The 13,340-nt window shown below is 43.4% G+C and carries 18 protein-coding genes and 1 tRNA gene; 12 read left to right on the top strand and 7 right to left on the bottom strand.

Annotation, left to right across the window (positions count from 1 at the left end):
* Positions 1–2 precede the first annotated feature (2 nt).
* Complete coding sequence (locus ACE1CD_RS01745; RefSeq protein WP_374799765.1) at positions 3–692, bottom strand: GDSL-type esterase/lipase family protein; 690 nt, start codon at positions 690–692, stop codon at positions 3–5.
* A gap of 471 nt (positions 693–1,163) precedes the next feature.
* Between ACE1CD_RS01745 and ACE1CD_RS01740 the strand changes: the two genes are divergently transcribed.
* The 4 genes from ACE1CD_RS01740 to ACE1CD_RS01725 all read left to right on the top strand — a co-directional run bounded on the left by ACE1CD_RS01740 (position 1,164) and on the right by ACE1CD_RS01725 (position 2,857).
* Complete coding sequence (locus ACE1CD_RS01740; protein WP_374821102.1) at positions 1,164–1,544, top strand: diacylglycerol kinase; 381 nt, start codon at positions 1,164–1,166, stop codon at positions 1,542–1,544.
* A gap of 184 nt (positions 1,545–1,728) precedes the next feature.
* Positions 1,729–1,962 (top strand): DNA-directed RNA polymerase subunit omega, encoded by a 234-nt coding sequence (locus ACE1CD_RS01735; protein WP_190467902.1) that lies wholly within the window; start codon positions 1,729–1,731, stop codon positions 1,960–1,962.
* Positions 1,963–2,037: 75 nt separating this feature from the next.
* Positions 2,038–2,631 carry a hypothetical protein gene (locus ACE1CD_RS01730; protein ID WP_374821099.1) on the top strand — a complete coding sequence of 198 codons (594 nt, stop codon included), beginning with the start codon at positions 2,038–2,040 and terminating at the stop codon, positions 2,629–2,631.
* Positions 2,632–2,665: 34 nt separating this feature from the next.
* Positions 2,666–2,857, top strand: a complete 192-nt coding sequence (locus tag ACE1CD_RS01725; protein WP_374821096.1) for a hypothetical protein — start codon at positions 2,666–2,668, stop codon at positions 2,855–2,857.
* Positions 2,858–3,454: 597 nt separating this feature from the next.
* Here ACE1CD_RS01725 and ACE1CD_RS01720 read toward each other — a convergent pair.
* The gene (locus ACE1CD_RS01720; RefSeq protein WP_374821187.1) at positions 3,455–4,378 is read right to left on the bottom strand and encodes a glutathione S-transferase family protein; all 924 of its coding nucleotides are present in this window, start codon (positions 4,376–4,378) and stop codon (positions 3,455–3,457) included.
* A 115-nt stretch (positions 4,379–4,493) separates the two neighbouring features.
* On the opposite strand from ACE1CD_RS01720, the gene ACE1CD_RS01715 reads away from it, so the two are divergent.
* From ACE1CD_RS01715 to ACE1CD_RS01690, 6 genes are all read left to right on the top strand, one after another.
* On the top strand, positions 4,494–4,859 hold the full coding sequence (locus ACE1CD_RS01715; RefSeq protein WP_374821184.1) for a DUF1818 family protein: 366 nt from the start codon (positions 4,494–4,496) through the stop codon (positions 4,857–4,859).
* A 44-nt stretch (positions 4,860–4,903) separates the two neighbouring features.
* Positions 4,904–4,977 (top strand) — tRNA-Pro (locus ACE1CD_RS01710).
* A 92-nt stretch (positions 4,978–5,069) separates the two neighbouring features.
* Positions 5,070–5,210: a hypothetical protein gene (locus ACE1CD_RS01705; RefSeq protein WP_374799775.1), complete on the top strand. Its 141-nt coding sequence runs from the start codon at positions 5,070–5,072 to the stop codon at positions 5,208–5,210.
* Between the two features lie 38 nt (positions 5,211–5,248).
* A complete protein-coding gene (locus ACE1CD_RS01700) occupies positions 5,249–5,359 on the top strand; it encodes a DarT ssDNA thymidine ADP-ribosyltransferase family protein (protein WP_374799777.1) in 111 nt (36 codons plus the stop codon).
* Positions 5,360–5,649: 290 nt separating this feature from the next.
* Positions 5,650–5,916 (top strand): hypothetical protein, encoded by a 267-nt coding sequence (locus tag ACE1CD_RS01695; RefSeq protein ID WP_374799779.1) that lies wholly within the window; start codon positions 5,650–5,652, stop codon positions 5,914–5,916.
* 53 nt (positions 5,917–5,969) lie between these two features.
* Complete coding sequence (locus tag ACE1CD_RS01690; RefSeq protein ID WP_374799781.1) at positions 5,970–6,209, top strand: hypothetical protein; 240 nt, start codon at positions 5,970–5,972, stop codon at positions 6,207–6,209.
* Between the two features lie 68 nt (positions 6,210–6,277).
* Here the strand turns inward: ACE1CD_RS01690 and ACE1CD_RS01685 are convergent, their stop codons facing one another.
* The 4 genes from ACE1CD_RS01685 to ACE1CD_RS01670 are packed head-to-tail and all read right to left on the bottom strand — an operon-like array spanning position 6,278 to position 7,469.
* A complete protein-coding gene (locus ACE1CD_RS01685) occupies positions 6,278–6,694 on the bottom strand; it encodes a type II toxin-antitoxin system VapC family toxin (RefSeq protein WP_374799783.1) in 417 nt (138 codons plus the stop codon).
* Positions 6,691–6,936: a hypothetical protein gene (locus ACE1CD_RS01680; RefSeq protein ID WP_374799785.1), complete on the bottom strand. Its 246-nt coding sequence runs from the start codon at positions 6,934–6,936 to the stop codon at positions 6,691–6,693. The genes ACE1CD_RS01685 and ACE1CD_RS01680 overlap by 4 nt, the downstream gene beginning before the upstream one ends.
* 11 nt (positions 6,937–6,947) lie before the next feature.
* The gene (locus tag ACE1CD_RS01675) at positions 6,948–7,223 is read right to left on the bottom strand and encodes a DUF3883 domain-containing protein (RefSeq protein WP_374799787.1); all 276 of its coding nucleotides are present in this window, start codon (positions 7,221–7,223) and stop codon (positions 6,948–6,950) included.
* A 21-nt stretch (positions 7,224–7,244) separates the two neighbouring features.
* Positions 7,245–7,469 (bottom strand): helix-turn-helix domain-containing protein, encoded by a 225-nt coding sequence (locus ACE1CD_RS01670; RefSeq protein WP_374799789.1) that lies wholly within the window; start codon positions 7,467–7,469, stop codon positions 7,245–7,247.
* A gap of 174 nt (positions 7,470–7,643) precedes the next feature.
* Here ACE1CD_RS01670 and ACE1CD_RS01665 point away from each other — a divergent pair, with 174 nt between their 5' ends.
* Positions 7,644–8,564, top strand: coding sequence for a GIY-YIG nuclease family protein (locus ACE1CD_RS01665; protein WP_374799791.1), 921 nt, complete (start codon positions 7,644–7,646; stop codon positions 8,562–8,564).
* Positions 8,565–8,797: 233 nt separating this feature from the next.
* Here the strand turns inward: ACE1CD_RS01665 and ACE1CD_RS01660 are convergent, their stop codons facing one another.
* Positions 8,798–8,986 carry a hypothetical protein gene (locus ACE1CD_RS01660; protein WP_374799793.1) on the bottom strand — a complete coding sequence of 63 codons (189 nt, stop codon included), beginning with the start codon at positions 8,984–8,986 and terminating at the stop codon, positions 8,798–8,800.
* A gap of 313 nt (positions 8,987–9,299) precedes the next feature.
* Here ACE1CD_RS01660 and ACE1CD_RS01655 point away from each other — a divergent pair, with 313 nt between their 5' ends.
* A complete protein-coding gene (locus ACE1CD_RS01655) occupies positions 9,300–13,301 on the top strand; it encodes a PAS domain S-box protein (protein WP_374799795.1) in 4,002 nt (1,333 codons plus the stop codon).
* Positions 13,302–13,340 lie beyond the last annotated feature (39 nt).

The raw sequence follows: 13,340 nt of genomic DNA, 5'->3' as shown, positions 1-13,340 counted from the left end.
TGCTATGTTAGCTTAGACATCGCGTCCCAACGGAGAACATCTTGCAGTAGAGCTTGATAACCGGCAACATTGGGATGGAGACCGTCTTCTGTTAGGCGCGATCGCACCCACTCCTCACCGCGTCCCATCCACAGATCGAAAATATCCAAATAAGGAATCTGTCGCGCTTGACAAGCGAGTCGAGTTGCCTCTTTGTAGCGATACTGGTCGCTATGGTTGTAATACAAGCAATCTAAAAACGGCATTCTCGCCTCATTCACCGGCACCATTCCCACAAACAGCACCGGACACAGCTGTTGGGCGCGATCGAGCAATGAAGCAACTTCGTCTTTAAAAACTTCAAAATCCGTATAGTTGCGTCCGTTCTGACGTCCCAGACGAGGCGAATCATTTACTCCTACCGAAAGGACGATCGCATCCGGTACCCGATTTCGCAGTTCTCCTCGGTGTCGAAACTCGTGTTCCAAGCGCTGCGCCACTTGCTTGACACCATCTCCTCGCACGCCCAAATTATAGAGGACGTGACCGGGACTGGTTGGTGACATCCATCGGCGTCGCAGTCGTTCTACCCAGCCACCACCTTCAAAATCACCGAATCCATACACCAAACTATCTCCGAGTACGATTATCTTCAAAGGATGGCTATTTGCTTGGCGTAACTGTGCAGAAGTAGGGGCTACCAATGTTGCCATAGGCCGTAATACTTAGCGAGTGGGATAATTATAAAATCTTGACATACGGTGAAGAAACTATACAACATCTTCGTGAGATATGTTATGCAGCTTGTGGAATACTTGCTGCGATCGGCTAGCAACCGGAAGTAAAACCAGCGCACCTTCCCTAACAATCCGGGAAACTCAGCTTTCTGGGGCATGGGACATAGGGCATAGGTCGTCAGAAATCCTTGATGGGCAAAAGACTAGCCGGTGCAGGGCAAGAAGTATTTTATCTTGCGTTTAGTCTCGGCAAACAATAAACCCAATTGCTGCGATCGTTAAATGGTAATGGTTGGCGCTCCCAGATGCTTGGTGTATGACTTACTGCCATCTGCTCAGCGCGACAGAGATCTTGAACTGCCTAGAGACAATTTATGATTATGCAATTAGCATCAAGCCTATCCGCTAGTTGTTTACTGGATAAAAAGAGCATTAGTTGGTAAATTTATGCCTAGTAAGTTTCGTAAATCAGGTTATCATCCTATCCGCAAGCTCAAAGTTATCCTGTCAGGGCTACAGATTGCTGTAGCCGCTGAGTTTAGTGTGGCTTACAAACTCGTTTTGTCTGTATCAGCTTTGGTCATTTGTTTGATTTTTCAAAAGTGGGTCGATCTGACTTTAATTTTTTTCGCAACAGGGCTGATGTTAGTTGCTGAACTATTCAATAGCGCTATCGAAGCTTTATGTGATTTTTTGGAGGAACGTCAGGATGAGCGGATTCGCATTATTAAAGATATTTCGGCAGCGGCGGTTGGAATCAGTATTTTGGTATGGGCAGTAACTTTAATTCTCGAATCCAGTCATCTCTGGTATTTATTGAACCGGTAATCTTGAGTATAGGGCTGAGCTATGGGAATAGATTAATTGCGTCAAACTAATAAATAGCAAAGCCTATAAAAGTTGTTGATTAGGAGTTTTATATCCTGATGAATACTCTTTTTATCCACCAAGAAGGCCAGAGGCAATTTGCAGGGGCTGGTAAACTGGTAATTGATCCCTAGAACCAGGTTCTATGTACAAGCGCTCTAAGTTCGAGACTACCCAAACCCAGATTATGGATAGGGCGGAAGGCTTGATTAATGCCGCTTCCAATCGCTACCGGATTACAGTTCAGGTTGCTAACCGGGCTAAACGCCGCCGATATGAGGAGTTTGATAATCTTGATGACCCGATGATGAAGCCGGTGATCCGAGCAATTATAGAGATGTCGGATGAGTTGACCCAACCTGAGATTATTGGCGAGTAAGATCGATCGTTCGTAGTTCGCTGTTATCCGAATGAACTACGAACAATGTCCCTTTGCTTGTTCCCCTGTCACCCCATGCCCAAAAAACTGATTCTGGCGCTGACAACACCGATCGTACTGAGTCTGACCTTATTTTTGCCCAGTTTATTCAATCCTGCGCCTACAACAGCCCAACAAATCAGACCTCAAGATGTTTGGCAGCAAGTGTATCAAATGCTGCCGGATTTGCCGTTGGAGAACCAATATATCAGCAGGGAAACTGGCAAACCGGCCACAGATAACACATTGGTGAGCCGCTTGATTAGATATCACATCTATGTTAAAGGGCGTCCGCCGATATTTCGCTTGGATTGGAAGCTGACTGTGGCAGACTATTTGGGAGCGCACGATTTGATGTCGGAAAGCGCTTATCCGGGTAACGATACTTTGCGGAAAAATCCGATCGATGGCGATCGAGCTGTCATCAGTCGCCTGAATCGAGCCCAACGCGATGCCTTAATCAATACCCTCGTGAGCATTTTTAACCCCAACGCCGCAGCTCAATCTCAACCGAAACCGACTCCCACATCTACTCCCAATTCTACTCCCCAGTCCCCAGCTACAACACCCAATCCCAGAGGACTCCCACCCCAACCCCAACCGGGAGACGCCCGCTTACTCATGCCTTAAGCGATCGAAATCTCAATCATATGAGGATAAGTTTATGGGACGCAAAGCTCGACTCAAACAACTCAGGCGAGAGGCTATTAGCAACCCCTCACCAGAGTCTGCATCAAAGGCTGATTTTGATAATACTCAATTCGTCGATCAACTAGAACGTCAAGGATACAAACTCCAGGAGATTCAGCATTCTCCTTCTGTTCCCGAATCAAATAAATCTATGCCTCAGTTGTAAAGATTTTCAAGCTGACTGGAAAAACTGATAATATCATGTCTGCTGGCATTGGTAGTACATAAATGATGCGGGAAATTGTCTGTTGGAATCGCTCTTGAAGTTTTAACCACAGATGAAAAAAGATGGTTAAATTTTTACCGCAGATAAAGGCAGATAAACGCAGATGAACGCAGATAAGAATACATTTTTTTTGCAACCATGCTACCGGACATGATATCAGACTTTCGTTATGGTGCGATCGAATCAGGCTTTCTTCATCTGACGGGCTCTTGCGGATTTATGAGGAAAATATTATATCATATCCTTACGCATCGGTTGCATAAAAGATCTCTTTTATATCTGCGTTAATCTGCGTTAATCTGCTAACATCTGCGGTAGAAATTTAACCCCTAATACCCACAGATAATCTTTCGGATCGATCGTACACTACCAATGCCACCGGACATGATATTAGTGATGTTATAGTTGAGTGCATGGTGGGTTACGGCACGGGAACTAAATTATCGAGCAAAAGTGCTGAAATTATCGCCCGTGCCTAACCCACCCTACTGGCGACAGCTAAATTAATCCAAAATCCAAAATCCTCTCATCCAAAATCTAAAATCGATTGTGCGGTTTCAGCAAGTTTGTTATATCTGGCCCTTTGGGAATGATACCACCTGGATTGAGGGGGAACAAATTACCGTAATAATCTCGCTTGACAGCTTCTACATCGCAAGTGTCTGCAACACCGGGAAGCTGATACAAATCGCGCAGATATGCCCCTAGATTTTGGTAATCTTGAATTCTCTTTTTGTTGCATTTGAACAATCCGTAGTAGACAGCATCAAAACGAAACAGGGTAGTGAACAAACGCACATCTGCTAGGGTTAATATGTCGCCACACAGATATCGGCTGCTGGCAAGTTTTTCATCAATTTCATCGAGAACGGCAAAGAGTTCATCGCAGGCTGTTTCGTAAGCTGTTTGAGTTTGTGCGAAACCGCAACGATAGACACCGTTGTTGACGGCATGATAAATTTTATCGTTCCAGCGATCGATTGTTTCTTTGAGTTCTTCTGGATACAGGTTAAGTTCGGGATGCTGGGCAAATTCGTTGAAAGCCGAGTTCAGGATGACTAATATTTCGGCACTTTCGTTATTCACAATTGTCTGAGTTTGTTTATCCCACAGGACAGGTACTGTGCAACGTCCGTTGTAGCTTGGTTTTGCTAATTGATATAGTTGCGGTAGGGTAGTGCAACCTTCTTCTGGGCGATCGAACACCCAAATTCCCTCGTCAGAGGAAGGTGAGGCGATCGACACCCCGATCGCATCTTGCAGCCCTTTGAGCGATCGCACAACCAAAGTTCGGTGGGCCCAAGGACAGGAAAGTCCCACGTAAATATGGTAACGCCCCGCCGTCGGTTGGTAACGGTTACCTTCTGCGGTACTGATAGAGTGGTTGAATTGACTGACTGGACGAATGTATTCTCCTGACTGATTGCGTGGCGCAATGCGAGACATCATCACATTCCACATCGTTGTCCAGGTGAATTTTCCGAGTTTAACGATCAGTCCGGGAGGAATCTTACTTTTCACAGGTTATCCTCGTTGATGCAAAATGGCACTAAAATCTAAAATCTAAAATTAAATGATGGAGCGTATTGTTAAAAGCGGGACAGGTTGGCGCATCGGCTGGAATCCCGAAGCCGCTAAATTTAAAGGGTTAGTCGGTGGAGATGACTGGGCGTTTGAGCTAACCGAGGCGGAATTAAACGATTTTTTTCGATTGCTGGCGCAATTGGCAGGAACAATGAGCCATATGGCTAGCGAGTTAATGGACGAGGAGAAAATTGCCTGCGAAGCCGAAAGCGATTTGCTCTGGATGGAAGTAGAGGGCTATCCCCACGCCTACAGCCTTCACTTTATTATAAATAGCGATCGACAGTGCGAAGGTACTTGGCCAGCCTCCGCCGTTCCCGGTTTACTGCAAGCGATTCAAGTTTTGCAAGTTTTCTAGTTGCCAATAGATTTAGATGTGCTATATTAGTAAAGCATCGAAATCGGGGCGTAGCGCAGCTTGGTAGCGCACTACTTTGGGGTAGTAGGGGTCGTGGGTTCGAATCCCGCCGCTCCGATTCTTGAAACCCGCTCACACAGCGGGTTTTATCATTTTGTTGATTGCCAAATTATTTGTCTGTGGTGATTGTTGACCCCATTGATACATTATTTGTCACTTATATGCAAGTCTGATTTGGCGGCGTTGGCGGCGACGGAATATTGTTTGTCTGCGGGGTTGAGTTTTGAAACGGCGGCGACTACTCTAAAGCGGTGTTGTGGGATCGGCAAGAGCGATCGCTTGAACTGGTAGACTTTGGCCAGCTAGCTGCGCGGACAACAGGATGACCAATGCCTACACCCATCTACCACATTACCCATATTAATAACCTACGCTCTATTGTGGAAAATCAGGGATTACTATCCCATACAGCTTCTTACAGGAAAGGCATCAATCCCTAGTGCGATCTTAAGCATTCACTAATCTGGATTAAACAGGGTTTGATATAAACCAATCTAGGCAATAAGAACCAAAGAAAACTTTTATTGTTAGCGATCGCACTATGCAGTCCAGAGTGGATGTGGCTAACCTACGGTATTCATTCAGACATACAAAACAACCACAGCCAAGGAAACAAGGTTCTACCTATTTACAGACCTCACTTCTGCCTGTGTATAGAATAAATCGCTCAGTCAAATTCGTTACCTTGTTTACAGAACTTTACAAATAGCAAGATTTCTGTAAACAAGCTATGCTCGACCTTCAAGAAGCCACCAAAGATTACTGGCGCAAGTTAAACCAGTTAGAAGCTGCTTACGCTAGAGGCGAAGTTTCCATTGAAGAAGTGGATGCTAGGGTGCAATTGTTAATGAAAGAACTCGGCCAAGCGCGTCGAGAGGCTTTTGCTTACCTGTGGCATAGTCTGCGCCTTTGGTGTTCGGAGCGAAAAGAAATTATCTTAGGTTTGGCCATGCTGGGCATCATTACTTACTCTTGGGCTGTTAGCACCAGTATTTAACAGAACAGAAGTTTGGCAACCAAGCATAAGCAGTTTAATTGTGGAGGATAGTCATGGAACGAGAGATTACCGATCGCAATGGAATCACATGGAAATGCGTTCAAGCTTATTCTGGGCTTTCCGACTTTGAAGAAAATCAAGATGCCGCTAAGGTAAAAGGCCAGGAGGATACTTACTGGGTAGTCTGCACCCCCAGTGGTGGCGCGAAGTCAGTGCGGCTCAAACTTGAGGGTGAATGGGAAACATCCTACTCTGATGAAATGTTACTTAATCAAATCCAAGCACAGCAGTAATTGGCTTGATGGGGTAGGATGTCATTGTATTTATCAGTTATTAATTTTCTTCCCAACTCAAAAAATCGTTAAGCTTTACTACTAGGATGAATAGAAATCACTTTAATGCTTTGAGTGCGATGAATCGATTTTTCGAGTTTTTCATTAGTAATAAATTCAGTTGCTCCTACAGATAAAGCAGCAGCGATATGTAAAGCGTCCATTGCACCCACCCCAAATTTGCTCGACTGTTCGTATGCTATTTCAATAATTCCATTAATATCATTAGCCCAATAAGCAACTGCGTCAAAAAAAGTTTCGTAAAACTTAACTTCGCTGCTTTTTTGGTTGTAAATTGCTTTCGGCAAAACTTCTAATTTGAGAAAAATACTGGAAGCAAATTCTCGGTTTTCATCCTCTAGGATTTGTAAAGCTTTTTCAGCAATATACCCTTCAGAACGAGCCGCATAAATTAAAACACCAGCATCAATAAAGGTACGAATCATGTCAAATCTTCTCCATAACCACCTCGACGTTCTGCTTTCTCGCGATCGGCTTCTTCAGCCGTTAACAAAGGAATTCCAGACTCAACGATTTCTTGGCGAATTTTTCTTAACTTTTGCCCCAAGCTCGATGCAGATTTTTTCGGCTGCTTTTGGCGATAAAGTGTATCAATGAATTCTAAGACTTTTTCTTGCTCATCTGGATCTAAAGCTTGCCATTTATCTAATAATTGTTTAGCAGTCATGTTGGTTACTCCTATTTCAACCCTAAAATTTGCTGGGAATTTAGGTAATAATGTTCAATTTTTACTAAAGGCTCCCAATTTAATTTTACCGGATATTGAATCAGATGAACTTCTGGCGTTGAAGCACAGTTAAACACAACGTACAACCAATAATCTTGCTTTAAACGCGCGGCGGTTTTGTATTCATTGGTTGTCAATGCTACCTGACCAACTCCCGCACGTCCTTTCACTTCGATAAACCGTACCGCGATCGCAGTATGAGGATCTTCTGCTAAAAAAGGTTGCAATGCTTGTTCGATCGGCGCTTGTTAATACTTCGCCAACAAGTCAGCCCCCTGCTCTCCCATCTCCCGTAGCTTCTGCTCAATGAGTTGCATCGCCAAGGGTGATGGTTTGGAGTGTCCCTTTTCCCAACGGTTCACCGTTTGAAAGGAGATGCCCAATTTTGCTGCTAGCTTTTCCTGAGAGAGTCCGAGTCGTCCTCTGAGTTCGCGTATAAGCTCTGGTATTGCTGAAGTTTGAGTTATTGGCATTTGCTTTTAGCCCAATCAACAAGAATAACAGCCAAAGTAATTCAAAATTCTATTTTTCCGGTTTTCGTCTATATCTTTTGTAAGAAGAAAAAATTGTCTTGCCGAAGTAACCTAGCTTTGGTTGCAACGCAATTACCGATCGCTCATCATTAGCAAATTGTTTACTATTAATCTATGTGGCTTAAATTTGGTGTTTCTCCTGACGGAGAATTAAAGGAAGTAGATGAAGTAAAAGCAGGAAAAACTAACCTTACTTGCCTTTATTGCGGAGGAAATCTTACTGCCAAAAAAGGAAAAGTCAAGCAACATCACTTCGCGCATACGAATGAGACTTGCAAACCAGTTACAGCGAGAATTAAAGCGAAATCATTTCCATCGCTGCCATTATATGATAAATTCAATATCCAACTGCCCGGTGAGCAATTGGAGCAATTGAAAGTGCTGTGGCAAAATTACGGTGCAGTAAATCTAGCCATTCCTAGAGATGTGGTAAATTTTAGTTGGATTCTGAAAAATCTGTTACGCATGAGTAGCGATTCTAGTTGCTATTTCACTGACTTAGGGCAAATACCTGTCGGTGCGTTGCCTTTAGCATTGTTTAATAAAGTGCAAGAACCGCTACTATTATCAGAATTCGCTAAATACGAAAGAGCGGCACAAGTCGCCCAAGCTGCTTCATTTTCTTGTTTAGATGAGCGATTAGCGGATTACAGGATCTATTGCGCTCAGCTAAGGAGGATACTTCTTAATTTTTTGTACTTTTTACAAGTAAAAGCAGACAACAAGACTTTTTACAAAATCGGCATTACCACGCGATCGATTGACGAAAGGATAGTGGAAGTGCAGCGAGATTTGAGACAACATTATCCTGATGCGATCGTTAACTTACTGGGATTGTGGCAGCATCGAGGTAATGTTGAATTGTACTTCAAGTATCGCTATAAGCCTTTCAATTACCGCATCGGAACGCTTACCGAATATTTTCAATTTCCCGATGTCAAAGCAGTCCTTCAGGATTTAAGTCAAATGGAACCCAAAGTGCTAAGCCAAGTCGAACTGGAAATCGTTAGCGATACAACTCAACAACTGAACTAAAACGTAAGCATTCAGCCGTCAGCAGTCAATCAATTTTGGATTTTGGATTTACGATTTTGGATTTACCCCACGATTGAAATCGGGGGCTTGAATATCGGTGCTACGCATTTTTTTGTCTTCCATAAATGAATTTAGGGGCTTGAAACCCTTTATTTTAGATTTCCGATTTTGACTTTAATCCAAAATCCAAAATCTAAAATCTAAAATCGTCTCGGTCAGTGGATACTTGCCTGTCAACAATGGGTGAGTTCTAGAGCGCTATTCCAGTAAAAACTCTTGACAAAAAAAACAACATAAGTTATTTTCGGACGAAGCATATCTTCGCGAACTGCTTCCCAGAACGGACGACAATCGATCGCGTACCGTACCGCAGGCACACGAACGTTATCAATTTTTCTGTCCGTAGGCGATCGCCTTGCCAAAGGCTATGCTTAGATATACACGCCCCATCAAGTGCGTTGCTGGAAGCAATCGTAAAACTCAAAGAAAAAATAACCCTTGCCTAAAACTTGGATGCTTGCCAGAAAACCTCAAAATTTCCTCATTTTCTGCCAGTATATTTAAGGACAATTCATCCAACTGACAAACAAAGCTTTTGGTGTTGCGATCGCTCACACAAGTCGATCGCCTATGTTCGCTCTAGATAAAGTTGATATCTGCGACTCCTTACCAACGCCGGGATATCGGCTAAATTTAGGGCTACTATAAAAAGAATCCCAAAAGGCAAAATTAACAATGAATCAGAATGACTTCTTATTTTACCCTCCCGTCGATTTAACCAACTGTGACAAAGAACCTATTCACATTCCGGGATCGATTCAGCCTCATGGAATTCTTTTTGTACTGCAAGAACCTCAACTAAAAATCTTACAAGTTAGTCACAATACTTCGGAAATTCTCGGTATTCATCCCCAGGATTTATTGGCAGAAAAATTACAAACCTTTCTCGACTTGCAACTAATTGAGCAGATACAGAAAAAAATTGCTGAGGGAATTGCCACCATCAATCCGCTCAAGTTATCTATCAATACTCAAAAAGGAGAACAGTTCTTTGATGGGATTCTTCATCGTTCTGATGGCTGGCTAATTCTTGAATTAGAACCGGTTACCTCAAAAGAGTTTAGTAATTTCTTTAGTCTCTATCATTTAGTTCAAGCGCCCATTGCCAAAATCCAGAAAACAATCACTTTGAATGAGCTATGTCAAGCGATTGTCGAAGAAGTGCGAAAACTGACAGGGTTTGACCGAGTGATGGTCTATCAATTTGATGAGGAAGAGGCGGGTACGGTCATTGCTGAAGATAAATTAGAGGAATTGAACCCTTATCTTGGTTTACACTATCCAGCTTCAGACATTCCCCGGCAAGCAAGACATTTATATAAGCTCAATTTACTGCGGTTAATTCCAGATGTTAATTACCAACCTGTAGAACTACTTGCTGTTGATAATTCACTTACCAATCAGCCACTAGATCTTAGCTTTAGCGTTTTAAGAAGCGTTTCTCCCATCCATATTGAGTATCTCAAAAATATGGGTGTGGGGGCTTCGATGTCAATCTCGTTAATTCGGAACCAGAAGCTCTGGGGATTAATTGCTTGTCATCATCAGTCACCGAAATATGTTCCCTATGAAATCCGTACTGCTTGCGAGCTTTTAGGGAAAGTGATGGCTTTAGAACTGTCTTCTAAAGAAGACAATGAGAGATTGGATTACCGGATAAAATTAAATACAATTCAATCTAAATTTGTTGAAGCTATTTCTCAAGAAGAGAGTTTTGTAGACGGTTTACTGAAACAGAAAAATAAATTAGTAGAGTTAGTGGGTGCTGAAGGTGCAGCTATTTGGACTAATGAAAATTTAACTGCGATCGGTCAAACGCCTGAACTAGCTGATATTCAAGAGTTAATCAATTGGTTGGCAGTAACTATTAATCAAGATATTTTTCATACGGATTCTTTGCCTACATTATATCCAGATGCCGATAAATTTAAAGAAGTTTGCAGTGGATTACTTGCGCTTTCTATATCTCACATTCAAAAACATTATATTTTATGGTTTCGCCCGGAAGTTATTCAAACTGTAAACTGGGCGGGCAATCCGAACAAGCCTGTCGAAGTTAAACAGAATGGAGATATCCGCTTAACGCCACGCAAATCGTTTGAGCGATGGCAAGAGACAGTTCGATGTAAATCTTTACCTTGGCAGCAGTGTGAAATAGAAATGGCTCTAGAGCTAAGAAGCGCGATCGTAGGAATTGTGTTACGGAAAGCTGATGAAATAGCTAAAATCAACCAGCAATTAACGTTAGCTTTGTCAGCCGCTCAAATGGGAATTTGGGATTGGGATTTGCTGAGCGATCGCATTACTTGGTCAAGCGGTCACGAACAGTTATTTGGGTTGGAACCCGGAACGTTTGAGGGGACTTATGCAGCATTTGAAGCTTGCGTTTATCCAGAAGACCGAGAAGCGATCGCATTAGCATTAGAGCAAGCACGTCTAGAAAAGCAGGATTACGAACATCAATTCCGAGTAGTTTGGGCTGATGGTAGCATCCACTGGATTGAGGCGAAGGGGAAATTTTTCTATGACAACGATGGTAATGCGCTGCGGATGCTGGGAACTGTCGTGGAAATTAGCGATCGCAAGAAGAGAGAAGCCCAACTGCGCCTGCTGGAATCTGTCGTCATCTCAACTAACGATGCAGTAGTAATTACCGAAGCTGAACCCATTGACGAACCCAGCCCTCGGATTGTATATGTCAATCCTGCCTTTACCCGTATGACAGGCTATACCCTAGAGGAAGTTTTAGGTAAAACACCGCGTATCTTACAAGGGGAAGAAACAGACCGGATGGCTTTAGATCGAATTCGCGCAGCTTTGCAAAACTGGCAACCCGTGCGGGTCGATCTGATCAACTATCGTAAAAACGGCTCTCAATATTGGGTAGAAGTAAGTATTGTACCCGTTGCCGATGAAAAAGGCTGGTACACCAATTGGGTAGCGGTGCAGCGAGATATTACAGAACGCAAACAAGCCGAAGCTGCTTTACAGCAACTCAACCAAGAATTAGAAATGCGAGTTCAACAAAGAACTCAGGCGCTAGAACGCTCTCAAGCTGCCTTACAACAGCAAATGGAACGAGAACGGTTGATGGTGGCAGTGGCTCAACAAATCCGTCAGTCTCTCAATTTAACAGAAATCCTCAATACTAGCGTTAGTGAAGTACGCCAGTTATTGGCAGCCGATAGAGTGGTAGTGTATCGGATTTGGCCGGATTGTACTGGAACCGTAATTGCTGAAGCGATCGCACCAGAATGGCCGAAAATTGCCAACATTACCTTATCTGAAGAGGCGTTCCCAGAACACTGCCGTCAAACTTATGCTCAAGGGAAAGTTTTCACTCTCACCGATCGCCTTCGCAATGAAGCTTTGCTTCCTTGTATGGTGGAATTTTTAGCACAGATTCAAGTGAGAGCAGAACTCGTAGTCCCGATTATCCAACAAAATAACCTTTGGGGATTGCTAATTACCCATCAGTGTTCTAGACCGAGAGAGTGGCAACCTTGGGAAATAGAATTAATTCAGCAACTAGCTAACCAAATGGCGATCGCTATTCAGCAATCACAACTTTATCAGCAACTTCAAGACGAACTAAGGGAACGCCAGCAAGTAGCAGCCGCATTGCAGCAGAGTGAAGCTGAATTTCGCTCTTTAAGTGAGAATTCGCCCGTCGGTATCATCCGCATGGATGCACGAGGGCGCTGTACATACACCAATCCACGCTGTCAGGCAATTTGTGGTTATACCTTTGATGAGGCATTGGGAGACGGTTGGTTAGAGTTCGTTCACCCGGAAGACCGAGAATGGCTAATCGGACAGCGATCGCAAACTCTATCGGAACAACAGGAATTCTCGGCTGAGGTGCGTTATATCCATAAAGATGGAACGATTCATTTTGCTCAGATGAGAACATCTCCCCTGTCTAGAACTAGCACCCAATTAATCGGTCATGTGGGAACAGTAGAAGATGTTACCGAACGTCGAGTGATAGAACAAATGAAAAGCGAATTTGTCTCGATCGTCAGCCACGAACTGCGAACACCCCTGGCTTCCATTCGCGGTTCTCTGGGGTTACTCGCCGCTGGAGTCTTCAAAAACAAGCCGGAATCTGCCCAACAAATGTTAGATATTGCCACTCACGATACCGAACGCTTAGTGCGTTTAGTTAATGACATTCTCGATTTAGAGCGACTGGAGTCACACAAAGTTAATCTGAATAAGCAGTGGTGCGATGCGGCAACACTTCTGGAACAGTCAGTTAAAACAATCCAATCTTTAGCAGTAGAAAGTCATATCGTACTATCAGTTGAACCGACTTCTGTGCAAGTTTGGGCAGATAGCGATCGCATTATTCAAACTCTGGTTAATTTGGTCAGCAACGCGATTAAATTTTCACCCGCTCACAGTACCGTCACTCTTAGCGTTCAAGAGCAAGCCGATCGGGTTTTATTTCAAGTTAAAGACCAAGGACGAGGCATTCCTGCTGATAAGTTAGAAGCTATTTTTGGACGGTTTCAGCAAGTGGATGCTTCTGACTCTCGTCAAAAAGGAGGAACGGGTTTGGGTTTAGCTATTTGTAAAAGCATCGTACAGCAGCATGGCGGCAGAATTTGGGTCGAAAGTGTTCCAGGACAAGGCAGTAACTTCTATTTCACTTTGCCAAAGCTCCTCGATTAATCGCTGATTTAAATTGCTCTTAACTTATTTAATAAGGTG

It is taken from the genome of Aerosakkonema sp. BLCC-F183 (assembly GCF_041929145.1).
Lineage (GTDB): Bacteria > Cyanobacteriota > Cyanobacteriia > Cyanobacteriales > Aerosakkonemataceae > Aerosakkonema.
This window is presented reverse-complemented; position numbering and strand designations above follow the sequence as displayed.